This is a genomic window from Micromonospora sp. NPDC003241 (assembly GCF_053589795.1).
This window is the reverse complement of sequence record NZ_JBSFSO010000039.1, coordinates 25,621-50,560: the sequence shown is the minus strand read 5'-3', so window position 1 is coordinate 50,560 and position 24,940 is coordinate 25,621. Positions and strand designations below refer to the sequence as shown.

General features: G+C 72.5%; 22 protein-coding genes. 8 read left to right on the top strand and 14 right to left on the bottom strand.

The window, feature by feature from the left end; all coding sequences use genetic code 11:
- Positions 1–382: 382 nt before the first annotated feature.
- On the bottom strand, positions 383–2,056 hold the full coding sequence (locus tag ACWDVW_RS25180; protein WP_449953348.1) for an ABC-F family ATP-binding cassette domain-containing protein: 1,674 nt from the start codon (positions 2,054–2,056) through the stop codon (positions 383–385).
- A gap of 202 nt (positions 2,057–2,258) precedes the next feature.
- Here ACWDVW_RS25180 and ACWDVW_RS25175 point away from each other — a divergent pair, with 202 nt between their 5' ends.
- Positions 2,259–2,870: a histidine phosphatase family protein gene (locus tag ACWDVW_RS25175; RefSeq protein WP_449953346.1), complete on the top strand. Its 612-nt coding sequence runs from the start codon at positions 2,259–2,261 to the stop codon at positions 2,868–2,870.
- Here ACWDVW_RS25175 and ACWDVW_RS25170 read toward each other — a convergent pair.
- The 3 genes from ACWDVW_RS25170 to ACWDVW_RS25160 all read right to left on the bottom strand — a co-directional run bounded on the left by ACWDVW_RS25170 (position 2,800) and on the right by ACWDVW_RS25160 (position 5,026).
- On the bottom strand, positions 2,800–3,306 hold the full coding sequence (locus tag ACWDVW_RS25170) for an Lrp/AsnC family transcriptional regulator (RefSeq protein WP_350694246.1): 507 nt from the start codon (positions 3,304–3,306) through the stop codon (positions 2,800–2,802). The two genes, ACWDVW_RS25175 and ACWDVW_RS25170, sit on opposite strands and share 71 nt — an antisense overlap.
- Positions 3,307–3,370: 64 nt before the next feature.
- Positions 3,371–4,513 carry an acyl-CoA dehydrogenase family protein gene (locus tag ACWDVW_RS25165; protein ID WP_449953342.1) on the bottom strand — a complete coding sequence of 381 codons (1,143 nt, stop codon included), beginning with the start codon at positions 4,511–4,513 and terminating at the stop codon, positions 3,371–3,373.
- 132 nt (positions 4,514–4,645) lie between these two features.
- Positions 4,646–5,026: a VOC family protein gene (locus ACWDVW_RS25160; protein ID WP_449953339.1), complete on the bottom strand. Its 381-nt coding sequence runs from the start codon at positions 5,024–5,026 to the stop codon at positions 4,646–4,648.
- A 94-nt stretch (positions 5,027–5,120) separates the two neighbouring features.
- Here ACWDVW_RS25160 and ACWDVW_RS25155 point away from each other — a divergent pair, with 94 nt between their 5' ends.
- A complete protein-coding gene (locus tag ACWDVW_RS25155) occupies positions 5,121–6,029 on the top strand; it encodes a 5'-3' exonuclease (RefSeq protein ID WP_449953379.1) in 909 nt (302 codons plus the stop codon).
- Positions 6,030–6,048: 19 nt separating this feature from the next.
- Here ACWDVW_RS25155 and ACWDVW_RS25150 read toward each other — a convergent pair whose 3' ends face one another.
- Positions 6,049–6,777 (bottom strand): GntR family transcriptional regulator, encoded by a 729-nt coding sequence (locus ACWDVW_RS25150; protein ID WP_449953336.1) that lies wholly within the window; start codon positions 6,775–6,777, stop codon positions 6,049–6,051.
- 18 nt (positions 6,778–6,795) lie between these two features.
- Positions 6,796–7,338: a UTRA domain-containing protein gene (locus ACWDVW_RS25145; protein ID WP_449953333.1), complete on the bottom strand. Its 543-nt coding sequence runs from the start codon at positions 7,336–7,338 to the stop codon at positions 6,796–6,798.
- A gap of 202 nt (positions 7,339–7,540) precedes the next feature.
- Here ACWDVW_RS25145 and ACWDVW_RS25140 point away from each other — a divergent pair, with 202 nt between their 5' ends.
- Positions 7,541–8,023 (top strand): hypothetical protein, encoded by a 483-nt coding sequence (locus tag ACWDVW_RS25140; protein ID WP_431729696.1) that lies wholly within the window; start codon positions 7,541–7,543, stop codon positions 8,021–8,023.
- 28 nt (positions 8,024–8,051) lie between these two features.
- On the opposite strand, the gene ACWDVW_RS25135 is transcribed toward ACWDVW_RS25140, so the two are convergent.
- Genes ACWDVW_RS25135 through ACWDVW_RS25125 form a run of 3 tightly spaced genes read right to left on the bottom strand, consistent with a single transcriptional unit; the run spans position 8,052 to position 11,169 of the window.
- The gene (locus ACWDVW_RS25135; protein WP_449953330.1) at positions 8,052–8,870 is read right to left on the bottom strand and encodes a sugar phosphate isomerase/epimerase family protein; all 819 of its coding nucleotides are present in this window, start codon (positions 8,868–8,870) and stop codon (positions 8,052–8,054) included.
- The gene (locus tag ACWDVW_RS25130) at positions 8,867–10,021 is read right to left on the bottom strand and encodes a dihydrodipicolinate synthase family protein (protein WP_449953327.1); all 1,155 of its coding nucleotides are present in this window, start codon (positions 10,019–10,021) and stop codon (positions 8,867–8,869) included. Before ACWDVW_RS25130 ends, ACWDVW_RS25135 begins: the two co-directional genes overlap by 4 nt.
- Positions 10,018–11,169, bottom strand: coding sequence for a Gfo/Idh/MocA family protein (locus ACWDVW_RS25125; protein WP_449953325.1), 1,152 nt, complete (start codon positions 11,167–11,169; stop codon positions 10,018–10,020). Before ACWDVW_RS25125 ends, ACWDVW_RS25130 begins: the two co-directional genes overlap by 4 nt.
- Positions 11,170–11,446: 277 nt before the next feature.
- Between ACWDVW_RS25125 and ACWDVW_RS25120 the strand changes: the two genes are divergently transcribed.
- Genes ACWDVW_RS25120 through ACWDVW_RS25110 form a run of 3 tightly spaced genes read left to right on the top strand, consistent with a single transcriptional unit; the run spans position 11,447 to position 16,260 of the window.
- Complete coding sequence (locus ACWDVW_RS25120; RefSeq protein ID WP_449953322.1) at positions 11,447–12,463, top strand: LacI family DNA-binding transcriptional regulator; 1,017 nt, start codon at positions 11,447–11,449, stop codon at positions 12,461–12,463.
- A 49-nt stretch (positions 12,464–12,512) separates the two neighbouring features.
- Positions 12,513–15,221, top strand: a complete 2,709-nt coding sequence (locus ACWDVW_RS25115; RefSeq protein WP_449953319.1) for a hypothetical protein — start codon at positions 12,513–12,515, stop codon at positions 15,219–15,221.
- Between the two features lie 34 nt (positions 15,222–15,255).
- Complete coding sequence (locus tag ACWDVW_RS25110) at positions 15,256–16,260, top strand: phosphotransferase (protein WP_449953316.1); 1,005 nt, start codon at positions 15,256–15,258, stop codon at positions 16,258–16,260.
- A gap of 40 nt (positions 16,261–16,300) precedes the next feature.
- Here ACWDVW_RS25110 and ACWDVW_RS25105 read toward each other — a convergent pair whose 3' ends face one another.
- The 5 genes from ACWDVW_RS25105 to ACWDVW_RS25085 all read right to left on the bottom strand — a co-directional run bounded on the left by ACWDVW_RS25105 (position 16,301) and on the right by ACWDVW_RS25085 (position 22,733).
- On the bottom strand, positions 16,301–18,127 hold the full coding sequence (locus ACWDVW_RS25105) for an IucA/IucC family protein (RefSeq protein ID WP_449953314.1): 1,827 nt from the start codon (positions 18,125–18,127) through the stop codon (positions 16,301–16,303).
- A complete protein-coding gene (locus tag ACWDVW_RS25100) occupies positions 18,124–18,693 on the bottom strand; it encodes a GNAT family N-acetyltransferase (protein WP_449953376.1) in 570 nt (189 codons plus the stop codon). The genes ACWDVW_RS25105 and ACWDVW_RS25100 overlap by 4 nt, the downstream gene beginning before the upstream one ends.
- A 5-nt stretch (positions 18,694–18,698) precedes the next feature.
- Positions 18,699–19,979 (bottom strand): lysine N(6)-hydroxylase/L-ornithine N(5)-oxygenase family protein, encoded by a 1,281-nt coding sequence (locus ACWDVW_RS25095; protein WP_449953311.1) that lies wholly within the window; start codon positions 19,977–19,979, stop codon positions 18,699–18,701.
- A 34-nt stretch (positions 19,980–20,013) separates the two neighbouring features.
- Positions 20,014–21,564 (bottom strand): pyridoxal phosphate-dependent decarboxylase family protein, encoded by a 1,551-nt coding sequence (locus tag ACWDVW_RS25090; protein WP_449953308.1) that lies wholly within the window; start codon positions 21,562–21,564, stop codon positions 20,014–20,016.
- A 137-nt stretch (positions 21,565–21,701) separates the two neighbouring features.
- Positions 21,702–22,733 (bottom strand): ABC transporter substrate-binding protein, encoded by a 1,032-nt coding sequence (locus ACWDVW_RS25085; protein ID WP_449953305.1) that lies wholly within the window; start codon positions 22,731–22,733, stop codon positions 21,702–21,704.
- 101 nt (positions 22,734–22,834) lie between these two features.
- On the opposite strand from ACWDVW_RS25085, the gene ACWDVW_RS25080 reads away from it, so the two are divergent.
- On the top strand, positions 22,835–23,899 hold the full coding sequence (locus ACWDVW_RS25080; RefSeq protein ID WP_449953302.1) for a FecCD family ABC transporter permease: 1,065 nt from the start codon (positions 22,835–22,837) through the stop codon (positions 23,897–23,899).
- On the top strand, positions 23,896–24,918 hold the full coding sequence (locus ACWDVW_RS25075) for a FecCD family ABC transporter permease (RefSeq protein ID WP_449953299.1): 1,023 nt from the start codon (positions 23,896–23,898) through the stop codon (positions 24,916–24,918). Before ACWDVW_RS25080 ends, ACWDVW_RS25075 begins: the two co-directional genes overlap by 4 nt.
- The last annotated feature ends 22 nt before the right edge of the window (positions 24,919–24,940 follow it).

Below are 24,940 nucleotides of genomic sequence, written 5' to 3'. Positions count from 1 at the left end.
GCGCTGGTGGACCAAGGGCGCTGGTGGACCAAGGGCGCTGGTGGACCAAGGGCGCTGGTGGACCAAGGGCGCTGGTGGACCAAGGGCGCTGGTGGGCTGTGCGGCTGGAGAGCGCTGGGCATTCACGCGGCTGCGGACGGACAAGTTCTCCAGGCGCAAACCCTCCTGCTCTGCTTCAACCACCGCAACGGTCCGCGCCCAGAAGCAGTGCGGTGGTTGAAGCAGAGCAAAGGCGGTCGAGAGGTCACCCTCGCCAGGCCGAGCGACGCGGCAGGTCGCCTGATCCGTTCGTACGATCAGCTCGACAGTGCCCCTACCCCGAAGCCCCTTCCCCGAAGGATGGGCGGGTCAGGTCGTCGAGCAGCCGGACAGGGAGCGTCCGTCAGGGCGACTCCTCGGCGGCTCGCAGCGACAGGATCGGCCAGTCCGCCAGGTCGGTGAGCATCTGGCGGTCGTGGGTGGCGACCACGACCGCCGCCGGGGTCTCCCGCAGCGCGGCGGTCAACTCGTCCACCAGCAGCGCCGAGAGGTGGTTGGTGGGCTCGTCGAGGATCAGCAGGTCGGGCAGCTCAGCCAGCCGCAGGGCCAGGTTCAACCGCCGCTGCTGCCCCTGCGACATCCGGCCCACCGGCGTACGCAGCGCCTCCCGATCCAGCAGGTGCGTCGCGCCCAACGGCAGGCGGTCGCCCTCGCGGAGCCGCCCTGCGGACTGGAGCCGACCCACGTGCTGGTCGTACAGGTCGCGGGCGAGCGCGCCCGACGGCCAGGCCGGCACCTCCTGCCCCAGGTACGCGACGCAGGCCCGCCCCAGGTGCCGGACGGCGCCGGTGGACGGTTCGAGGTTCTCGGCGAGCACCTCGAGCAGGGTCGACTTGCCGGCCCCGTTCGGCCCGGTCACCAGCAGCCGCTCCCCACCGTCCAGGGTGAGCGTGACCGGCTGGTGCAGCCGCCCGGCCACCGTGACGTCGTCGCAGCGCAGCAACGGCACCCCGGGCCGGGTCCGCAGCTCGGGCCAGCGCAGACGCAGCGGCGGCTCCGGCACGGTGAGCCGATGGGCGTCGAGGTCCTCCTGACGGCGGCGCAACGCCTGCACCACGCCGGGAGCGCGGGACTGGCGCTGATGCTTGCCGTGGCCCTTCTCCGGCCGCCAACCGGTGCTGAGCCGCTGCCGCGCCTCGTTCACCGCGTCGGCCAGCCGCTGATGTTCGGCCTGCTGGGCCTCGAAGTCGTGCAGCCAGCGTTCCCGTTCCCGCCGACGGCCCTCCTGCCAGCCGGCGTACCCACCGGCGAAGACCCGTGGGCGGCCGTCCTCGCTGGGGTCGAGGTCGAGGAACTCCTCGGCCACGTCACCGAGCAGGGCCCGGTCGTGGCTGACCAGCACCACGCCGCCCGCATGCTGACGCAGGCGCAGGGTGAGGAAGGCCAGGCTGTCGGCGTCGAGATGGTTGGTCGGCTCGTCCAGCATGAGCAGGTCGTGCCGCGCCCCCAGCAGGCAGGCCAGACGGACCCGGTAGCGCTGGCCGACCGACAGCGTCGACAGCGGGCGCTGCCGGTCCGGGCAGGCGTCCAGCCCGGCCAGCGCCACGTCCACGCGCCGTTCCGCGTCCCAGGCGTCCAGCCGGGTGGCGGCGTCCAGCGCGACGGCGTACGCGGTGTCCGCGCCGGGGCGGCCCTCGGCCAGCGCCACGGCCGCCTCGTCCAGCGCCCGCACCGCCTCCTGGGACTCCCGGATCGCCGCGGCGACCAGGGTGCCGACCGTCTCGCCGCTGCGCGCCTCCAGCGCCTGTCGGGCCACGCCGATCGTGCCCGTTCGTTCCACCGTGCCCTGGTCCGGGGTGAGTTCCCCGGTCAGTACCCGCAGCAGGGTCGTCTTGCCCCGGCCGTTCTCGCCGACCACGGCCAGCCGCGAACGAGCGGAGACGGTCACGCTGACGTCGGACAGCACCACCCGTCCGCCCAGCACCACGCGTACGCCCTCGGCCCGGACATGCGCCCGGTCACCGGCCGGCAGGCCGGGGGTCGCGTCCTGGGTGGGGTTCAGTTCAAGATTGTTCACTCTGCGCTCTTCGGCTCGTCGTGGAACCGGGCAGCGCGATCAGGCCGCCCGGCGGGAACACCAGGACGGCGACACAGAGCGGAGCTAGAAGAAGCCGGTCAACCCTGCCGCCGTCAGCGGCGGAACCAGGGCTTCATCGTGAAGGCGCGGCAATTCATGCCCCCACCCTAACCCATGCGGCACACCCTGGTTGACTGAGGACATGAGCGAGATCCTGCTCGTCCGGCACGGCGAGACCACCTGGAGCGCGAGTCGCCGGCACACCTCGTACACGGATCTGGAACTGACCCCCGACGGCGAGCGGCAGGCCCGCGCGCTCGGTCCGGCGCTCGCCGGCCGGCGGTTCGTCGCGGTGCTGAGCAGCCCGCGCCGCCGGGCGCTGCTCACCGCGCAACTGGCCGGGCTGACCGTTTCCAGCACCGACGAGGACCTGGCCGAGTGGAACTACGGCGAGTACGAGGGACGGACCACCGCCGAGATCCACGACGAACGGTCCAGTTGGAACGTGTGGACCGACGGGTGCCCCGGCGGGGAGTCGCCGAGCGAGGTGGGCGAACGCCTGGACCGGCTACTCGCCACGGTGCATCCGCTGCTGGAGAGGGGTTCCGTCGCGATCGTCGGGCACGCGCACTCGCTGCGCGTGCTGGGCGCCCGGTGGATCGGCCTGCCGCCGTCGGCCGGTGGGCTGCTCCGGCTGGACACCGCCACCATGAGCGTGCTCGGTCACGAGCACGGCCGGCGGGTCATCCTCCGGTGGAACCAGCCGCCTCCCCCGCCGCCCGCGGCCGAGGGCGACTCGACGGCTCGCCACTGATCTTCGGCGGCCGCCCCTCGTACGGGGTGGAGAGCACCACCGTCGTCCGGGTGGTGACGTTCGCCGCGGTCCGGATCTCCTGGAGTACGCGTTCCAGGTCGACCGGACCGGCCACCCGCACCAGCAGCAGATAGAAGTCCTCCCCCGCCACCGAGTAGCACGAGTCGATCTCGGGCAGGTGGGCGAGCCGCACCGGGGCGTCGTCCGGCTGCGACGGGTCGAACGGCCGGATCGCCACGAACGCGGTCAACGGCAGGTCGAGCGCCTCGAACGAGACCCGCGCCGTGTAGCCCTTGACCACACCGCGCTGCTCCAGCCGGCGTACCCGCTGGTGCACCGCCGAGACGGACAGGCCCACCTTCTCCGCGAGATCCGTGTACGACTGCCGGCCGTCCGTGGTCAGCGCGGCGACGATGGCCCGGTCGATCTCCTCCACGGCGTGCAACCTACCGGGAAAGGCCCGTCGGCGCGACGACTGTCCCGCCGGGCGTCGCGCTCGGTCAGTCCTTGGCCAGGGCGCGAGAGATCACCAGGCGCTGAATCTGGTTGGTGCCTTCCACGATCTGGAGCACCTTGGCCTCCCGCATGTAGCGCTCCACCGGGTGGTCGGCCACGTATCCGGCGCCGCCGAGCACCTGCACCGCGTCGGTGGTCACCCGCATCGCCATGTCGGTGGCGAACAGCTTCGCCTTGGCCGCCTCGATCGAGTACGGCCGACCGGCGTCGCGCAGTCGGGCGGCGGCGAGCGTCAACGCCCGGGCTGCGGAGATCTGGGTGGCCAGGTCGGCGAGGGTGAAGCCGAGGCCCTGGAAGTCGATGATGGAGCGGCCGAACTGGCGGCGTTCCCGGGCGTAACCGACCGCGTAGTCCAGCGCCGCCTGGGCCAGCCCCACCGCGCAGGCGGCGATGCCGAGGCGGCCGGAGTCCAGGGCGGACATCGCGATGGTGAAGCCGGCGCCCTCGCCGCCGATCAGTCGCTCCGCCGGCACCCGGGCGTCGTCGAACACGAGCTGCGCCACCGGTGACGACCGCAGTCCCATGGTGCGTTCGGCGGCCTGCGGGTGGATGCCGGGAGTGGCCCGGTCGAGCAGCAGACAGGAGATGCCCCGGGGACCGGGTACGCCGGTGCGGCAGAAGACGTTGTAGAAGTCGGCCACCTGGGCGTGGGTGATCCACGCCTTGGTGCCGGTGACCACGTACGCGTCGCCGTCGCGGACCGCCTTCGTGGTCAGCGCGGCGGCGTCCGAGCCCCCCTGCGGTTCGGAGAGGCAGTACGCGCCGAGCAGTTCGCCGCCGATCATGTCGGGCAGCAGCTTGCGCTGGGCGTCGTCGCCGAACGTGGCGACCGGGTGGCAGGAGAGCGTGTGCACGCTGACCGCCTCGGCGACCGCCAACCAGCGGCTCGCCAGGATCTCCAGCACCTGGAGGTAGACCTCGTACGGCTGGGCGGCCCCGCCGTACTCCTCCGGGTAGGGCAGACCGAGCAGACCGGCCCGGCCCAGGGTGCGCAGCAGCTCGCGGGGGAACTCGGCACGCTGCTCGAACTCGACGGCCTTCGGGGCCAGCTCGCGGTCGGCGAGTTCGGTGGCCAGCTCCAGCAGGTCGTGGGCCTCGTCGGTGGGCAGGATCCGGTCGACGGTCATAGCGCGGTGGGCTCCGTGGGATGGTGGTGAGCTGTCGTACGCCGTGGCAGCTTCTGGCTCCCACCCGCCCAGCTTAACGTTCGTTCGGGTGACGGGCACGGACGGTGCGGGTCGTGTCGACCTCCGACCGGGTCAGTCCATCAGCCAGAGGCAGAACGGGTGGCCGTCCGGGTCCAGGCAGACCCGCACGTCGTCCTGCGGCTGGAACTCGGCCAGCGTGGCACCGCAGGCCAGCGCGTGCTCCAGGGCGGCGGCCAGGTCCTCGACCCCGATCTCCAGGTGCATCATCATCTGCTGCCGGTCCGCCTCGGCCGGCCAGGTTGGCCGCACGTACGCCCGCTCGCGCTGGAAGGACAGGCCCACCCCGCCCTCGGGCCCGCGCAGGATGACGTCGTCGGTCTCCTCGACCTCCACCGTCCAACCGAGCAGTCGCGCGTAGAAGCGGGACAGCGCCGCCGGGTCGGGCGTGTCCAGGTTGACCGTGGTCAGCGCGAGTCGGGTCCTCGTGGTCATCGCGTCCTCCGGGATTGCGCCGTCGACGTGCCGTCCGCCGCGAACGTCGGTGGGATGTGCCAGGCTGTCGGGCGTGGCACAGCAGACCCCGATCATGCTCGTGGACTCGCCCAGTCTCTACTTCCGGGCCTACTTCGGCATACCCGAGTCCGCCGCGCGGACCGCCGACGGACAGCCGGTCAACGCTGTGCGCGGTTTCCTCGACATGCTCGCCCAACTGGTCCGCACCCGACGGCCGGGGCGGATGGTGTGCGCGATGGACCACGACTGGCGGCCGGACTGGCGGGTCGCGCTGCTGCCGTCGTACAAGGCGCACCGGGTGGCCCCCGAGGGCGGCGAGGTGGTGCCGGACACCCTCAGCCCGCAGGTGCCGATGATCCTGGACGTGCTCGACGCGCTCGGCATCACCGTGGTCGGCGCGACCGGATACGAGGCCGACGACGTGCTGGGCACCCTCTCGGTCACCCAACCCGGCCCGGTCGAGGTGGTCTCCGGCGACCGCGACCTGTTCCAGCTCGTCGACGACGCCCGTGAGGTGCGGCTGCTCTACATCGGCCGGGGCGTGGCCAAGCTGGACGACTGCGACGACACGGCGGTCCGGTCCCGCTACGGGGTGGCCGCCGACCGCTACGCCGACTTCGCCGCGCTGCGCGGCGACCCCAGCGACGGGCTGCCGGGCGTGGCCGGCGTCGGCGAGAAGACCGCCGCCCGACTGATCGAGCGGTACGGCGACATCGCCGGCATCCTGGCCGCGCTGGACGATCCGGCCTCCGGTTTCGCGCCTGGCCTGCGCACCAAGCTCGACGCCGCCCGCGACTACCTGGCGGTGGCGCCGAAGGTGGTCCGGGTCGCCCTGGACGTGCCGCTGCCGTCGCTGCCCACCGAGCTGCCGGCCGCGCCGGCCGACCCGGAGCGCCTGGTCGAGCTGGCCGAGCGGTGGAACCTGGCCGGTTCCACCCGCCGCCTGGTCGACGCCCTCGCCAACCGCACCACGACGGGCTAGCGCTCGGCGCAGCGCCCCGCTACGACGTGCTGTCGACAGTGGTCTGCTCGTACCGCAGTTCGTGCAGGTGACTGCCCTTCACCAGAACCGACACCTCCACGGGACGCCCCGCAGCCGACCGGATCACCCGTAGCTGCCGAAGCACCGGAACGTAACCGGGTAGGTTCAGCGTCTCGATCTCTTCGGTGGTGGGCATCCGGGCCGAGACGCGGTCGCTCAGACGCTGCTGGGCATGGCCGATCTCCGCCAGCACCCTCGGCGCTCCACCGGCGATCTTTCGACGCTCGGCCAGTTCGGTTCCCACCGCGATCGAGGACGGGTAGTACGACCACGACAGCTCGACCGGCTCGCCGCGGTGACGCAGGATGCGGTGCCGGAGCACAGCGCGTTCATCGGCGACGAGTTCCAGTTCCCGCGCCACGTCGGCGGGTGGCACGACCTCCGCGACCCGGAGAAGGTGATAGCTGTAGTCGCCGGTCGACGGCGCGACGTAGGCCATCGCCTCGATCGGGAGTGCTTGCCGATGCCGGACGTAGACTCCCTTGCCCACCTCGCTGTGCAGGAGTCCTTCCGCCTTGAGCGCGGCAAGGGCACGTTGCACCGTCGCGGTGGCGGCATCGAACTGCTGGACCAGCGTCGGGATGGACGGCAGGCGAGAGCCCGCAGGCAGATCACCCGACATGATGCGGGCGCGGAGGTCGGCCGCGATCTGCTCGTGGCGAGGTCGCCCGTCGCGTCCGCCGTTCATATGCCGCATCCCAATCCGCTAGTCGAGTGACATCTGATATCGCAGGCGTCGGCCCGCTGGCGTCATCGCCATGACGCTCACCTCGATCGGTACACCCTCGTGAGTGCTCAGCACACGCGTCAGGCCGAGGACCCACTCTCCGTCGGTAAGGTCGAGTACCTGCCGTTCGGAAGCCTCGGGCTCCCGCGTGTAGACGTCTTCCGTGGCTTGCTTGGGAACATAGCCCAACTCGGCGAGGAGGCGGATCGCGCCTCCCCGGATCTTGCGTGGTTCAGCGAGCGCGGTGTCGCGGGCGATGGTCACCGGATAGTAGGAGTCAGTCAGCTCCACGGGCTGATCATCAAGCAGCATGAGCCGACGACGGACGATCGCCGGAGTGCCTTCCTCCACGCCGAGCGCCGCCGCGATCTCCGCAGCCGGCACCACCTCTCCGACGTGCAGCAGGCGTTGCGTGCCGACGCCACCCTGCTGCGCCGCGTCGGCCGCCCAGGCATCGCCGGGCTGATCGGAGCGTGGTCGGAGATACGGCATCGAGACACTCAGCCAGCCCGCTTCACTCATCTCCCACTCCTACCGCAATCGACCACGCGCCAAGGCTAGAACGTGTCGATCACACCGGCAATCAATCCTTGTCGCCTTATTGAAAAGGCAGTAAGGTCGTCGCTACCGAGGCAGACCGTGTTGGGCGGGCGAGCCGCCGCCGGTCGCAGCCGTGCCCCTGCGACCGGCGGCCCCACCCACCCTTGCCGGACAGGAGTGGACGATGGGTGTGAGCGGTGGAGTTCCGTTCCGGACAGGCGACGTGGTGCAGGTGGCCGAGCAGCACTACTGCTATGGCCTGGGCTGTCTGACCTTCCGGATCCTGGAGGTCGGGCGGCGGGAGCGACACAGCGACGGACTGTGGATCCACCTTCGCGGCGTCGACCTCGGCGACCCGTCCGGTCCTCGGCAGCGCCGGATCCTGGCCCGCCTCGATGCCGTCCAGCCCACGCCTCCGGGCCCGGTCGCACACATCGCCGCCCGACCGGGCTGGGAATGCCTCGGCTGCGGGCAGGACTGGCCGTGCCCGGACCGACGACGCCGACTGCTGCAACGGTACGACCGCGAGCGGATGACCCTCAGCATCTACCTCGGTGCACAACTCGCGGACGCCTCGGCAGACCTTCCCGACGTACCGCCCGGCGTGCTCTACCGGCGTTTCCTCGGCTGGCTACCCGATCGGCACGAAGGCCCCGGAACACTGTGACCGGCATTTCCGGCGGCGGTCCGGGTCGTCAGACCACTTCCCGCAGGTAGCCGTCGATCGCGGCGGCCAGGACGTCCGCGCCGGGCCGTGCCCACACCTGCGCGTTGAAGACCTCCACCTCGATCGGGCCGGTGTAGCCGGCCGCGTCGACCGCCTCGCGCAGCCGGCGCAGCTCGATGCAGCCGTCGCCGGGCAGTGCCCGCCCCAGCAGCACGCCCTCGGGCAGCGGGGTGATCCAGTCGCAGACCTGGAACGAGGCGATCCACTCCCCCGCGCGGGCGATCTGGTCGTGGACGGTGTCGTCCCACCACACGTGGTACGCGTCGACCACCACGCCGACCACGCTCGGGTCGAACCGTTCGGCGATGTCGAGGGCCTGGCCGAGGGTGGAGATGACGCAGCGGTCGGCGCTGAACATCGGGTGCAGCGGCTCGATGGCGAGCGTCACCCCGGCGGTGTCGGCGTACGGGGCCAGCTCGGCGATGGCGTCGGCCACCCGGGCCCGCGCCCCGTCGATGTCCTTGCTGCCCGGGGGCAGGCCGCCGGAGACCAGCACCAGCACCGGCGCACCGAGGGTGGCGGCCTCGTCGACGGCGCGCCGGTTCTCGTCCCACCAGTCGTCGGCGGTGAAGAACCCGCCCCGGCACAGCGTGGTGACCGCCAACCCGGCGTCGCGGACCAGCTTGGCGGCGCGGTCCAGGCCGTACTCGGCGACCGGCTCCCGCCACAGCCCGATGCCGGGCACCCCGGCGTCGACGCACCCGGACACCACGTCGGGCAGCGCCCAGTGCGTGGCGGTGGCCTGGTTGAACGAGAAGCGGGCCAGCTCCGGGCGACCGGTGGTCACTGGGCCACCCCCGCCACCTGGAAGAAGGCCCGGGCCCGGGCGGCGGCCAGCTCGGCGTCGGGCAGCAGACCGGCGGCGTCGGCCAGGGTGAGCAGGGTGGCCAGGTGCGCCGGTGACCGGCCGGACTGGAGGCCGCCGACCATGGTGAAGTGGTCCTGATGGCCGGCCAACCAGGCGAGGAAGACGATGCCGGTCTTGTAATACCAGGTCGGGGCCGCGAACAGGTGCCGGGCCAGCGGCACGGTGGGCGCGAAGATCTCGTCGTACGCGGTCAGGTCGCCCCGGTCGAGGGCGGCGAACGCGGCCGACGCGGCCGGTGCGATGGCCGCGAAGACCCCCAGCAGCGCGTCGGAGTAGCCGTCCGCGTCGCCCCGGATCAGCTCCGGGTAGTGGAAGTCGTCGCCGGTATAGAGGCGTACGCCGGCCGGCAGTCGGCGGCGCAACGCCACCTCGCGTCCGGCGTCGAGCAGCGACACCTTGATCCCGTCCACCCGGGCGGCGTGCGTCTTGAGCAGCTCCACCACGGTGTCGGCGGCCAGGTCCAGGTCGGTCGAGCCCCAGTAGCCGGTCAACGCCGGGTCGAACATCGGGCCGAGCCAGTGCAGCACCACCGGCCGGTCGGCGGCGGTCAGCAGGTCGTCGTACACCCGCAGGTAGTCCTCGGGGCCCCGGGCGGCGGCGGCCAGGTGGCGGCTGCACATCAGCACCGGCACCGCCCCGGCGGCCTGCACGTCGTCGAGCTGCTCGCGGTAGGCGGCGGTGACCTCGGCGAGGGTGACCGGGCCGGCCGGCAACTGGTCGGTGGCGGCACCGGCGACGATCCGGCCGCCGGCCGCCCGGGCCTCGGCCGCGCTGCGCCGGATCAGTTCCCGGGTGGCCGGGTAGTCCAGGCCCATGCCGCGCTGCGCGGTGTCCATCGCCTCGGCCACACCCAGGCCGTACGACCAGAGGTGGTGCCGGAAGGCGAGGGTGCTCTCCCAGTCGACGACAGCCGGCGTACCCGGGGTGTTGTCGGCCTGCGGGTCGGCCACCACGTGCGCGGCGGCGTACGCGATCCGGCTGCGCGGCGGGCCGTCGGGGCGGGGGTGTCCGGCCCCGCCGGCCAGCCGCAGTCGCCGGCCACCAGGCAGGTTCACCTCGGCGGCGCTCACAGCGACAGCTCCGGGATCTCGACGCGACGCCCCTCGCGGGCCGACACCAGGCCCAGCTCGGCCAGTTGCACGCCGCGCGCACCGGCCAGGAAGTCCCACGGGAACGGCTCGTCGACCGCGACGTGCCGCAGGAACGCCTCCCACTGCACCTTGAAGCCGTTGTCGAACTCCTCGTTGTCCGGCACCTCGGTCCACTGCGACCGGAAGTCCTCGGTGGCCGGCAGGTCCGGGTTCCACACCGGCTTCGGGGTGACCGCGCGGTGCTGCACCCGGCAGCGACGCAGTCCGGCCACGGCGCTGCCGTGCGTGCCGTCGACCTGGAACTCGACCAGTTCGTCGCGGTGTACCCGGACGCACCAGGAGGAGTTGAGCTGGGCGATCACGCCGCCGGCCAGCTCGAACACGCCGTACGCGGCGTCGTCGGCGGTGGCGGTGTACGGGCGGCCCCGCTCGTCGACGCGCTGCGGGATGTGCGTGGCGACGGTGGCCGAGACGCTGCGGACCTCGCCGAACAGTTCCGCCAGCACGTAGTGCCAGTGCGGGAACATGTCGACCACGATGCCGCCGCCGTCCTCGGCCCGGTAGTTCCACGAGGGACGCTGGGCGGGTTGCCAGTCGCCCTCGAAGACCCAGTAGCCGAAGTCGCCGCGCACCGACAGCACCTGGCCGAAGAAGCCGCCGTCGAGGAGCCGCTTGAGCTTGCGCAGCCCGGGGAGAAAGAGTTTGTCCTGCACCACGCCGGTGCGGATGCCGGCGGCGTTGGCGGCCCGGGCCAGGTCCAGGGCGGCGGCGGTGTCCTCGGCCAGGGGCTTCTCGGTGTAGATGTGCTTGCCGGCTTCGATGGCCTGCCGGATCGCCTTCTCCCGCTGTTGGGTGACCTGCGCGTCGAAGTAGATCTCGACGTCGTCGCGGGCCAGCGCCGAGGTCAGGTCGGTGGTCCAGTCGGTCAGGCCGTGCCGGTCGGCGATCTCCCGCAGCTTGGTCTCGCTGCGACCGACCAGCACGAGGTGCGGCCAGAGGGTGGTGCCGTCGGGCAGCCGCACGCCGCCGGCGTCGCGGATGGCCAGCAGGGAGCGCACCAGATGCTGCCGGTATCCCATCCGGCCGGTGACGCCGTTCACGATGATGCCGATCGACCTGCGGGTCATGGGGGTCCTTCCGTCGCACACGCACAGGTAAGCGCTTTCCCGCGTAGCCTAGGCCGGGCCGCCGCGCCGAGGCAAGCGCCCTCCCGGCAGCGATATTTCCGGCTCCCACCACCCGGCGACCGCTGCCGGACACCGCCACGGCACCGGGCGCAGCACCCTGAGCAGGGCCGCGACCAGCGGCGTGAGCTGCCGGAACCGACCCCCGAGCGGGAGACCCCGACTGCGGTACGGTGACGCTGGCCGCCAGGCGCGCGGTGTGAGCTCAAGGGGGCGGTACGTGGCGACTCTGTCCGATGTGGCCCGGCGGGCCGGCGTCTCCCCCGCCACCGCCTCTCGGGTGATCAACGGCAGCAGCAAGCCGGTCACCGACGAGTTGCGGGAGCGGGTGCTCCAGGCCGTCGCCGAGTTGCAGTACGTGCCGAACGCCCACGCCCAACTACTCGCCCGCTCACACCGGGGCGCCGTCGGCGTGATCGTGCACGACGTCTCCGACCCGTACTTCTCCGAGATCACCCGGGGCCTGCAACGGGTCGCCACCGACCAGGGTCGGCTGCTGATGATCTGCAACAGCTACCGCGACCCGGAGCGCGAGCTGGAGTACGTCGAGCTGCTGCGCGGGCACCAGGTGGCCGCCATCATCCTGGCCGGCTCCGGCTACCACGACGCGGAGTTCACCCGCCTGCTCAACGGCAAGCTGGCCGCGTACGAGGCGACCGGCGGGCGGGTCGCGGTGATCGGCCGGCACGAACACTCCGGCGACGCGGTGATGCCCGACAACCGCAGCGGCGCCCGGCTACTCGGGCAGGAGCTGTGCCAGCTGGGCCACGAACGGATCGGCGTGGTGGCCGGTCCCCAGGTGTTGACCACCACCACCGACCGGTTGACCGGGCTCCGCGAGGGGCTCACCGCGCACGGGCGGGACCTCCCGGAACACCGCATCCGGTACGCCGAGTTCGACCGCGACGGCGGTGCCGCCGCCACCGCCGCCCTGCTCGACGCGGAACCGGAGCTGACCGCGATCGCGGCGCTCAACGACTCGATGGCGATCGGCGCGCTGGCGCTGCTGCGCTCGCGCGGGCTGGCGGTGCCCGACCGGGTCACCGTCGTCGGCTTCGACGACATGCCGATGGCCCGGGACGTCACCCCGACGCTGACCACGATCCGGCTGCCGCTGGTGGAGATGGGCGCGCGGGCGATGGCACTGGCCCTGGACCCGGGCGCGGACCGCCCCCGGGTGGAGTCGCTCGCCGCCGAGCTGGTCCGCCGGGACAGTTCCGCCCCGCCACCGGACTGACCGCCGGGCCGCCGCGATCGGGTTGCGCGGCTGAGATAGACGTAATGACATGCGTAGACTCCTGATCTCCGCCGCGCTCGCCGTGGCGATGGTGGCCGGTGCCACCGGGCCGGCGGTGGCGGCTCCTCCGGGCAGCCCCGCGCCCCGGCCGGCCGCCACCGGCTGGTCGATGGCCGGCGGCGAGCTGACCTGGCGTTCGAGCACCCGGGTGCCGGTCGGTGGTGCTGCGGTCGAGTTCTGGTCCGGTGACCGGCGGCTCGGCTCCGCCCGCCCGCACCCGGACGGACGCACGTTCAGCCTGCCGCTGACCGGGCCGGTCGAACCCGACCAGCTCAGCGTGCGGGCCGGCGGTAGGCGGCTCGACGGAGCGGCTCCGCCGGCCGCCCGCCGGTCGGGTCCGGTCGCCGCCGTGCCGGCGCTTCCGCCCGCCGCCGCCGTCGATCCCGGCGTCCCCGGACCCCACGGTCAGGTCACCGGCGAGTACGACCTGCCCGCCGTCACGCTGCCGGACTTCCCGGAGAAGGTCGAGATGCGCGCGGTGGTGGTCGCGCCGCAGCGGGCCTCCGGTGCCCGACCGCTCGCGGTGTTCCTGCACGGCCGCCACACGACCTGCTACCAGAGCGGTGCCGACGATCTGTTCCTCCAGTGGCCGTGCCCGGACGGCACCGAACCGATCCCGAGCCACCGGGGCTACCTCCAGGCGCAGCGGCTGCTCGCCTCGCAGGGCTACCTGACCGTCTCCATCTCGGCCAACGGGATCAACGGCCAGGACTGGGCCCTCGAGGACGGCGGTGCCCAGGCCCGCTCCTCCCTGATCCGGCTGCACCTGGCCAAGTGGGCCGACTGGGCCGGTGCCGGCCGCGCCACGGCGCCGGACATCGTGCGCGCGGCACCCCGCGCCGACCTGTCCCGGGTGCTCCTGGTGGGTCACTCCCGGGGCGGCGAGGGCGTCAACCGCGCCGCGATGGACTCGCTCACCCCGCCGCCGGCCGCCGTCGACGGCTACTCGGGCCGGGTCCGCTGGACCGTACGCGGTCTGCTGCTGATCGGTCCGACCATGGCCGGGCACAACCCGGTGCCGGACGTCCCGTCGGCGACGATCCTGCCCGGCTGCGACGGTGACGTCCTCGACCTTGAGGGCCAGATGTTCGTCGACGGCACACGCGGCGTCAGCTCCGGCCGCGCCCTGCACAGTGCGCTCTACGTCATCGGCGCCAATCACAACTACTTCAACACGGAATGGACGCCCGGACAGGCGGTGGCCCCGTCGTGGGACGACTTCTTCACCGACGACGGCGGACCGGACCCCGTCTGTGATCCCGGCACCCCGACCCGGCTCACCGCCGCGCAGCAGCAGACCGTCGGCGCGACCTACGTGGCCGCCGCCGCACGGCTCTTCGTCGACGGCGACGACCGGGTCCGGCCACTGCTCGACGGCAGCGGCCGACGCGCCCCCTCGGCCGACCCGGCCCGGGTGCTCAGTCACGCGCTCGGCGGCAACCGCACGCCGGTCCTGACGCCGGACCCGTCGACCACCCTCTCCGGCGGGGCCCGCCTCTGCGACCAGGTCACCGACGACGCGGAGCGGTCCTGCCTCGATCTGGACGACCGCAACGCCCGGTTCGCGCACTTCGCGCCGTTCCGCTGGACCATTCCCGAGGACGGCCGGTACGCGGCCGAGCTGACCTGGTCCCGCGCCGGCACCCCGATCCGGCTGACGCCACCCCGGCCGGTCTCCGTCGCCGGTGCCCGGGACCTGGCGCTGCGCGTCATCGTCCCGCCGAACACCACCGACAACCGGTGGGACGTCTCCGTCGTCGGCACCGACGGACGGCGCACCCGGCTCGGCGAGGTCCGGGTCGACGGCCTGCCCGGCACCGGGTACACGACCTCGCACTGGGCACAGGAGGTGCGGGTGCCGCTGAAGGGCGCCCCCACCCGCCTCGCCGCGATCGAGATCACCCCGCGCAGCACGACCGGCCAAGCCTGGCTGCTCGACGCGTGGGGATGGGCGCCGGGCACGCCCGACCCACGCCCGGCCCGCCTGCCCCGCCTCGACGTCGGCACCCTCCAGGTGTCCGAGGGCGACTCCGGCACCCGGACGCACGAGATCCCGGTGTCGTTGACCGGACGCGGCAGCGGCGCGGTACGGCTGTACCTGCTCGACCCGGTGACCCTCGAAACGCGCGCCTGGACGGCCACCGTGCGGCCGGGCCAGCGCAGCATCCCGGTGCCGGTCGAGGTGCTCGGTGACACGCTGTGGAACTACACCGAGCAGTACACCTTGTCCGTCAAGACGGACCGGGGCGTGGTGGTCGGCGACCACGTCGGTGGACTCGACGTCCGCAACGACGACCCGGTGCCGGTACTCACCGTCGAGTCCCGTGAGGCACGCGTCGCCGAGGGCGAGCTGTTGAGCTGGCGTCTCTCGGCCTCGGAGCCGACCGAGCAGGGGTTGTTCCTGTCGACCTGGCCGCAGGCTCCCAGTGCCGGACCGGAGTTGTCCACCCTGGACGTCGACCCGGACTGGTTCACCGACAACGCGTTCGAGCCGGTGCAGCCGGAACGGTCGCTGTCGCAGACCTGGCTGACGCCGTACCTGGTGATTCCGGCCGAGACCGGCGTCGGTCAGGTCATCGTGCCGACGATCGCCGACTCGGTGACCGAGCCGGACGAGTGGATCGAGCTGACCTTCGCCGAGCCCGAGGACGGGCCGATCGTGGACGTGGTGCTGACCGGAGTGGTGACCGGCGGCTGACCGGTGGGCGGCACCGGACGCATACCCTGGTCCGGTGCCGCCGCTCAGCCCCACCCAGCAGGTCCTCACCGCCGACGACGTGGCCTACTACGTCCGGGCTTCGTTCGGCCCCGACCGGAAGGTCCGCGACTGTGCGCCGCTGACCGGCGGCGGCTTCGCCACCGTGTGGCGGGCCCATCTCGACGACGACCGCGAGGTCGTGCTCAAAGTGGGCCCGCCGCCCACCGCCCGGCTGCTGCGGTACGAGACCGGACTGCTCGCCGCCGAGGCCCGCTACTTCCGGCTGGTCGCCACCGGCGCGCCGACGGTGCCGGTACCGACCGTGCTGCACCACGGGGTGCACCCGCGCCTCGGCGAGTGGCTGGTCACCAGTTTGCTGCCCGGACGCGCCCTGCCCGACCTGGACGTCGACGACGCACCGGCCCGCGCCGACCTGGGCGCGGCGACGGCGGCCGTGCACCGGATCACCGGCGACCGGTTCGGCTACGACGCGGGCCGCAGCGGCGGGACGACCTGGCGGGCGGCGTTCACGGCGATCATCGAGGACCTGCTCGCCGACGCCGCCGACTGGGACATCGCGCTGCCCGCCCCGCCGGAACGGTTCCGTGCGCTGGTCGCCCGGCACGGTGACCTGCTCGACGAGGTACGCCGCCCGGCGCTGCTGCACTTCGACTGCTGGGACGGCAACGTGCTGGCCGCGCCGGACAGCACCGGCGCGTACCGGATGTGCGGGCTGGTCGACGGCGAACGGTTCCTCTACGGCGACCCGCTGCTGGACCTGGTCTCGCCGCTGCTGTTCCGGCGGGCCGAGGACGAGCCGACCCATCCGTTCCTGCGCGGGTACGCCGAGGCCACCGGCACGCAACTGGTCTTCGACGACGGGGCACGCCGCCGGTTGGCGTTGTACCGGATGCACCTGCACCTGCTGATGACCGTGGAGATGCCGAGCCGGGGCATCACGCCCGACAACGACCCGGGGCGACACACGCTCCTGGCCGAGCTGTTGACGCGCGACCTCGCCGACCTGTCCGACGACTGACCCCGCCCCGCCGCTGACCGGCAGGGCGGGGTCACCGGACTCATCGCGCGACGGGCGCGAAGCGGGCCAGGGGGTTGGTCAGGGCGCCGACGAGTTGCAGGGCGGCCGACGGGTCGGAGAGGTCGACCATCTGCTGGTTGTCGCGCAGTTGCAGCCGGTTGAGGCAGGACAGCGCGAACTCCGGGGCGAACAGGTCGTAGCGGGCCAGCCGGTCGGCCAGGTGCGGGACCTGGTCGGCGTACGCGGTGGCGCAGTCGGCGACCGCCCGCCAGAACGTCTCCTCGTCCACCACGCCCTGCGCGACGAGCGTGGCGCTGAGGAAGCGGAAGAAGCAGTCGAAGACGTCGGTGAAGATGGAGAGCAGCTTCATGTCCTCCGGGATGTCGGCCCGGATGCGCTCCACGGTCGCCGGCAGCTCCGCGTCGGCGCTCATCACCACGATCTCCTCGGCGATGTCCTTGAAGATTACCCGTTCGACCGCGCCGTCGCGCAGCACCATGATGACGTTCTCGCCGTGCGGCATGAAGGCCAGGTCGTAGGCGTAGAAGGCGTGCAGCAGCGGGGTCAGGTAGGCGTTCAGGTAGCGGCGCAGCCACTCGGTCGGCGCCAGCTTCGAGGCGGCGACGAGTTCGGCGGCGAACGAGCGGCCGTCGGCGTCCACGTGCAGCAGCGACGCCATGGTGGCCAGCCGTTCGCCGGGGGCGAGGCCGGGCACCGGGCTCTCCCGCCAGAGTGCGGCCAGCATCTTGCGGTACGGCGAGTAGCGGTCGGTGGCCGCCTCGTACTGCCGGTGCCGGTAGCCGACGGCGGCCCGCTCCCGCAGGATGGTCAGGCCGGTGGCGCCGAACACCGCGTCCCCGGCGACCAGCTCCGCGAGCCAGTCGTTGATCGCCGGGGTGGCCTCCATGTACGCGGCCGACAGTCCCCGCATGAAGCCCATGTTCAGCACCGACAGCGCGGTCTTCACGTAGTGCTGCTGCGGCGCGCTGACGTTGAAGAAGGTCCGGATGGACTGCTGGGCGAGGTACTCGTCCGGCCCCTCGCCGAGGTGCACCAGGCGGCGGCGGGCCACCTCACCGGCGAAGGTCACCGACATCTTGTTCCACCACTGCCACGGGTGCACCGGCATGAGCAGGTAGTCGTCCAGGTCCAGACCGAGTTCACGCATCGTGTCGGCGAACCGGGCCAGGGTCGCCTCGCCCAGCTCCGCCCGCAGGAAGCTCGCGTACTCCAGGTCGGCGGCGCTGGTGAAGGTGGCGTGGTCGCGGTGCGCGGCCACCCAGACGAGCCGGACCGGCCGGGCCGCCTCCGGGGCGTACCGGTGGTACTCGTCGACGCCGAAGCCGAGCCGGCCGTTGTTGGCCACGAAGCACGGGTGGCCCTCGGTCATCGACGTCTCGATCACCTGGAAGTCGGCTTCGACCAGCTCGGCGGCGCTCGGCAGCGCGCGGTCCAGCTTGTACGCGGCACCGGCCAGCGTGGAGGTGATCTCCTCCAGATAGACGGGCAGGATCCGGTCGGCGAGCCCCAGCGCGTCACGCAGTTCCAGGCAGAGGTCGACGGCGTCCAACGGCAGCGACTCGTCGCCCCGGTGCCGGGTGATGCTCTCCGGGTCGATGTCCCAGTGCTCCAACGCCAGCACCCGCGCCGCGAAGCGGTACCGCACCGCACCGGAGTCGCCGGTCACCGCGTACCACCGGCGGCCGTGCGCGTCGGCGGGCCCGGCGGTCGGGTCGACCGGCTCGGGGGTCAGCAGCCGCTCGTGGGTGAACTCCGCGAGGGCCTTGCGCACCAGCAGCCGGTTGACCCGCTCCCAGGTCTGCGGACGCAGGTGCGCGACCGGTGCGGACGAGGCGGGCGTGGTCACGATGATGCTCCTTCGCTACGGGTCGCGGCGACGAACCGCTCCCGGGTGCAGATGCTCAACAGCGCCGTCTTCTCCGGCTTGGCGATCGGGCCGACCACCTCGAACCCGACCGCCGCGTTGAGCGCGTGCACGGCGGTGTTGCGCACGTCCGGCTCGACCACGACCCGACGGGTGGCGGGGCCGGTGAAGAGCCAGGCCATCACGGTGGTGATCACGGCGGTGGTGAAGCCGTGCGCGGGGGTGTCGGTGGGCGCGCAGAGGAAGTGCATGCCCACGTCACCGGGCTGCGCGTCATGGAGGCCGACCAGCTCCACCCGGGCCGGGTCGTACCGTTCGGCGAGGAACGCCGGCTCGCCGCGCCACAGCCCGAGGTACGCGTCGTGGTGCGGGTGGGCGGCGATCGCGCCGTACTCGGTCGCGACCCGGTCCACGTCGGCGTCCTGCATCATCCAGAACGCCGCCTTCGGGTGGGTGACCCAGCGGTGCAGCAGCGGCGCGTCGGCGGCCACGTCGAGCGTACGCAGGGCGAACTCGCCCAGCCCCGGATCGTGGCGGGTGAAGACGATCTCGGTCACGCGGGCACCCCGAACTCCTGGAACGTGATCGACTTCTCGATCGGGTACGGCTCCCGGCCGAGCAGCTCCCGGATGATCCAGGCGTTGCGGTACGGGCCCATCCCCAGGTCGGGCGAGGTGATGCTGTGCGTGTGCGTACCGCCGTTCTGAAGGAAGACGCCGTGCCCGGTCTGGTCGATGCTGTAGTTGCGGGCGACGTCGAGCCGGCCGTGCCCGTCGAAGCGCAGCCGGTCCCGGATCGGGTCCAGGTACGCCGGCACCCGGTAGTGGTAGCCGGTGGCCAGCACCAGCCCCTCGCTCTCCAGCGTGAAGTCGCGCTCCTGCTCGACGTGGCGCAGCGCGAGCGTGTGCACCCCGGCGGCCTCGTCGTAGCTCACCTCGGTCAGCTCGGTGTTGGTCAGCAGGTGGGTGTCCACCGGGCCGTGCACGGTGGTGGCGTAGAGCAGGTCGAAGATGCCGTCGATCAGGTCGGCGGAGATCCCCTTGAACAGGCCCTTCTGCTCGGACTCCAACCGGTAGCGGGTCGCCTCGGGCAGCGCGTGGAAGTAGTCCACGTAGTCCGGTGAGGTCATCTCCAGGGTGAGCTTGGTGTACTCCAGCGGGAAGAACCGGGGCGAGCGGGTCACCCAGTTCAGCCGGTAGCCGTACGTGTGGATGTCGCCGAGCAGGTCGTGATAGATCTCGGCGGCGCTCTGCCCACTGCCGACCACGGTGATGCTCCGCTTGGCCCGCAACACGTCCCGGTTGGACAGGTAGCGCGAGTTGTGCACCGCGTCGGAGGTCAGCCCGGCACACGCGGGCGGCAGGTGCGGCGGGGTGCCGGTGCCGAGCACCACGTGCCGGGCCCGGTACGAGACGGTGTCGCCGTCGACGGTGGCGGTCACCACGTACCGGTCGTCGGCCGGGTCGTACTCGACGGCGGTCACCTGGTGGCCGAAGCGCAGGTTGGACAGCTTCCCGGCGGCCCACCGGCAGTACGCGTCGTACTCCACCCGCAGCGGATAGAAGTTCTCCCGGATATAGAAGGGGTAGAGCCGGCCGATCTCCTTGAGATAGCTGAGGAAGGAGTACGGCGAGGTGGGGTCGGCCAGGGTCACCAGGTCGGCCATGAACGGGGTCTGTAGGCGGGAGGACTCCAGGAGCATCCCGGGGTGCCAGGACACGTCGTCGCGGGCCTCCAGGAACAACCCGTCGATCTCGGCGATCGGCGCGGTCAGGCAGGCCAGGCCGAGGTTGTACGGGCCGAGACCGATCCCGATGAAGTCGTAGCTGGACATCCGGCCCTCCAGGCTCGGGTTCTCCGGCGGCATGTCAGCCGACCGGGCAGGTCAGGTCAACGGCGGGCGTGCCGGCGTGGGCGTGCACGTACCGGCCGGCGTGCTCGGCGATCAGGTCCAGCACGTACCCGACATCCTCGCGCGTGGTGTGCGGATTGAGAACGGTGAACTTGAGGTACTGCCGACCGTCCACCTTGGTCCCGGCGACGACGGCCAGGCCGGACGCGGCCAACGCCTCACGGGCCCGCAGGTTGGCCGCGTCGGCCAGGTCTCGCCCCGGCCCGGTGGGCAGCCAGCGGAACACCACGGTGCTCAGCGGTGAGCGGGTCAGCACCTCGAAACGGGGGTCGGCGGCGACCAGGTCCCAGGCGTCGTCGGCCCGGTCGCAGACCTCGTCGAACAGCTCACCGACCGCGTCCGGGCCCATCACCCGCAGGGTCAGCCAGAGCTTGAGGGCGTCGAAGCGCCGGGTGGTCTGCATGCTCTTGTCGACCTGGTTGGGGATGCGCTGGGCGACCATCCGGGCCGGGTTGAGGTAGTCGGCGTGCCAGGTGACGTGCCGCAGCGTCCGCCCGTCACGGACCAGCACCGCGCTGGAGCTGACCGGCTGGAAGAAGGACTTGTGGTAGTCGACGGTCACCGAGTCGGCCCGCTCGATGCCGTCGAGCAGGTGCCGGCGGGTGGGCGAGACCAACAGCCCGCAGCCGTACGCGGCGTCGACGTGCAGCCACACCCCGGCGGTGGCGCACACCTCGGCGATCTCGTCGAGCGGGTCGATGGTGCCGAAGTCGGTGGTGCCGGCGGTGGCCACGACCGCCATCACCGGCAGGCCGTCACGGCGACAGCGGGCGATCTCGTGGCGGACCGCGCCGGACCGCATCCGCCGGTCCGGGCCGGTCTCCACCAGCACGATCGCGTCCGGGGCCAGACCGAGCAGCTTGGCCGCCTTCTGCACGCTGAAGTGACCGGCCGCGGAGGCGATGATCCGCAGCCGGGGCAGCAGGATGCGCCGGTCGGCCGGGGTGGCTCCGGCCAGGGCCTCCTCCCGGGCCAGCAGCAGGGCGTGCAGGTTGGACTGGGTGCCGCCGCTGGTGAACACCCCGTCGGCGGTCGGGCCGAACCCGATCCGGCCGGCCGTCCAGTCGATCAGCCGCCGCTCGATGAGGGTGCCGCCGGCGCTCTGGTCCCAGGTGTCCATCGAGGAGTTCACCGCGCTGAGCACCGCCTCGCCGAGCAGCGCCGGGAGGACCACCGGGCAGTTCAGGTGGGCCAGGTAGCGGGGGTGGTGGAAGTAGACCGCGTCGCGCAGGTAGACCTCCTCCAGCTCGTCCAGGGCGGCGGTGGCGTCACCCAGCGGACGGTCCAGGTCGACCGCGTCGACCAGCGGCGCCAACTCGTCCGGGCGTACGCCGGTGCAGGGTCCGGTCGCCTCGGCCACCCGCCGGGCCACCCGCTCGGTGCCGGCCGCCACGACGCGCCGGTACTCCTCGACTGTGCCGGCGTGGAACAGGTGGGCCCGGGCTGTTGTGGGCCCGTTCGGCGGCCGGGTCGGCGTTGCCTCGGCGGTGTGCACCGGCAGGGTCATGGACGTCCTCCACGCTCGGCGGATCGGGTTTCGGGCAGCCGGAACCCGCCGCTCGTACGTCGAGCGGCGGGCGCTGCGGTCTCGGAGGGTGGTGGGGCGGGCGGGCCGGCGCGATGACGCCGGGCCACCCGGTGGCGTCAGGTGAGCTTCTTCGCGCCCTGGATCGCCGTGGCGAGGTTCTCCAGCAGGGGTGCTGCGCCCGCGTACGAGAAGCGCGGCACCGCGTCCCATCCGACGACCTGTCCGGCCTGCACGGCGGGCAGTTGCTTCCAGGTGGGCTTGGCGGCCAGGTCGGGCGGCTGGAGTGCGGTGGCACGGTTGTCGAGCAGGATCAGGTCGGCCGGGAACTTGTCGGTGTTCTCCCAGCTCAGCGCCTCGAAGTAGTCGCCGGCTTCGAGCTTGGTCGGCACCACGATGTCGACGCCGAGTTCGGCGAAGTACATCAGGTCGGTGCTGACCTTGGGGTTGGAGACGTAGAACAGGTCGGGGCTGCCGGAGGCGGCCATCACCGTGATGCCCGGGTTGGCCTTGACCGCCTGACGGACCGCCTCGGCGGCGGCCTCGAAGCGGGCCTTGGCGTCGACGACCTTCGCCGCCGACAGGTCCGCCCCGAGGGACTCGGCGAGCTGGGCGTAGCGCGCGATCGGCGTGGTCATCGGCACCCGGGCGGTGGTGATGGTGACCACAGGTGCCCGCGGAAGGATCTTGTCCTTGCTCTCGTCTGGGACGTACCAGTAGGCGCCCGGGTCGTACATGTGCGTGACCAGCAGCTCGGGGCGCAGCGCGGCGTACTTCTCGACGCTGAACTCACCCCAGACGTTGCCGAGGATCTCGACGCTGTCCACGTCCACGTCGCCGGCCTGGGGATCGATGCTCCCGTCGGCCTTCTTGGTCTCGCCGAAGACGCCGACGATCTCTCGCGAGAGTCCGAAATCGACCAGGGCGGCGGCGGAGCCGGTGAACGCCACGACCCGGGACGGGCGGCTGTCGGCCTTGACGGTCTCGGGACGGTCGTCGGTGAACGACCACGGTCCGGAAGCGTTGTCCGCGTTGGGTGTCGCGGCGTCCTCCCCGCCGCATCCGGCGAGTACGGCCGCCACGGCGGCGGCGCCACCGGCAGCGAACAGACCCCGGCGGGAGAGGCGACGGATGGAGACGGGATGAGACATGGTGTCGTCTTTCGATCAGGGTCGGAGACCACGAACGGCCGCCGGTTAGGCTAACCTAACCTAACTTCCTGTCAAGTCCCGTTCGGCGTTTTCGCACCACAATGGAGTTCACACTGTCCGTCATCATCTCGCCACCCCCCGAGACGGCGACACCCTCCGGAACACCCCACCGGCACCGCCGGACGGTGCTGCGCGGCGTCGGGCTGGCCGTGGCCGCGCTGACGCTCCTCGCCGTCGCGGTGCTCAGCATCGCCGTCGGCGCGAAGCCCATCCCCGTCTCCGACGTGTGGCCGGCCCTGACCGACCCCGACGCCGCCGACTACGCCGTGGTGCACAGCATGCGGCTGCCGCGTACGCTGCTCGGCCTGCTCGCCGGCACCGCCCTCGGTGTCGCCGGGGCGGCGATGCAGGCACTGACCCGTAATCCGCTCGCCGACCCCGGCCTGCTCGGCATCAACGCCGGGGCGGCCGCCGCGATCGCCACCGCCGCCCTGCTGCTCGGCGTCGGCGGTGGCGCCGGCCAGGTGTGGTTCGCGCTGCTCGGCGCCGCCGTGGTGACCCTCGGCGTGTACGCCGTCGGCGGTGGACGCTCCGCCACCCCGGCCCGGCTGGCGCTGGCCGGGGCGGCCCTCAACGCGGCCCTCTTCTCGTACGTCAGCGCGGTGATGCTGCTCGACTCCGCCGGCCTGGAGCGACTGCGCTTCTGGACCGTCGGCTCGCTGGCCAGCGCCGACACCGACACCGTCCGGCGGGTGCTGCCGTTCATCGCGATCGGGCTGCTGGCCGCGCTGGCCGCCGCCCGGCCGCTCAACGCACTCGCCCTCGGCGACGACACCGCCCAGGCGTTGGGCGCCCGCCCGGCCCTGATCCGGGCCGGGGTGATCGTCGCCATCACCCTGCTCTGCGGCGCCGCCACCGCCGCCTGCGGCCCGATCGTCTTCGTCGGGCTGCTCGTGCCGCACCTGGTACGTGCCGTCACCGGGCCGGACCTGCGCTGGCTGCTCCCCTACTGCGCGTTGCTCGCCCCGGTGCTGCTGCTCGGCTCCGACGTGCTCGGCCGGATCATCGGCCGCCCGGGCGAGCTGCAAGTGGGCATCGTCACCGCCGTGCTCGGCGGTCCCCTCTTCCTCTGGCTCGTGACCCGGACCAGGACGGCCCGCCCATGATCGTGATCCGCACCCCGGGCCGGTTCTCGCTCCGGCTGCACCCCCGCGCCCTCGCGGTAGGCACCACCTGCGTGCTGTTGTCGCTCGCCGTCGGCGTGCTGGCCGTCGCCCACGGCGACTACCCGATGTCCCCCGCCGACGTGCTGCGCACCCTGACCGGCGGCGGCACCTCCGACGAGGTGTTCATCGTCACCGAGCTACGGCTGCCCCGCCTGGTCACCGGGCTGGCCGTCGGCGCCGCGCTCGGCGTGGCCGGCGCGGTCTTCCAGTCACTGGTCCGCAACCCGCTGGGCAGCCCCGACATCCTCGGCTTCACCCAGGGCGCGGCGACCGGCGCGCTGGTCGTGGTGGTCGTCGGCGGTGGCAGCGCCGCCCTCGCCGGGGCCGCCGCGACCGGCGGTGTCCTCACCGGCCTGCTGATCTACCTCATCGCCTGGCGGCGGGGCGTGCACGGCTATCGGCTGGTCCTCGTCGGCATCGGCGTGTCGGCGATCCTCACCGGCGTCAACGGCTACCTGCTGACCCGCGCGCCCCTGATGGAGGCGGCCCGGGCCATGCTCTGGCTCACCGGCAGCCTCGACGGCCGGGACTGGTCCCACGCCACTCCCCTGCTGGCCGCCCTCGCGGTCACGGTGCCGGTGCTGCTGGCCTGCGGCCCGGCGCTGCGGATGACCGAGCTGGGCGACGACGCCGCCAGCGGGCTGGGCGTGCGGGTGCACCGGCTGCGGATGCTGCTGCTGGCCGCCGCCGTCCTGCTGGTCGCCCTCTCGGCGGCCGCCGCCGGCCCGGTGTCGTTCGTCGCGCTCACCGCCCCGCACCTGGCCCGTCGGTTGACCCGGGCACCGGGAGCGAACCTGCTGCCGGCGGCGGCCATCGGTGCGCTGCTGATCGTCACCGCCGACCAGGTGGCGCTGCGCGCCCTGCCCGGTCAGCTCCCGGTCGGCGTGGTGACCGGCGTGCTCGGCGGCGGCTACCTGGTCTGGCTGCTGGCCACCGAACGCCGGGCCGGCCGGCTGTGACCTCCCACGACACGAACGGAGC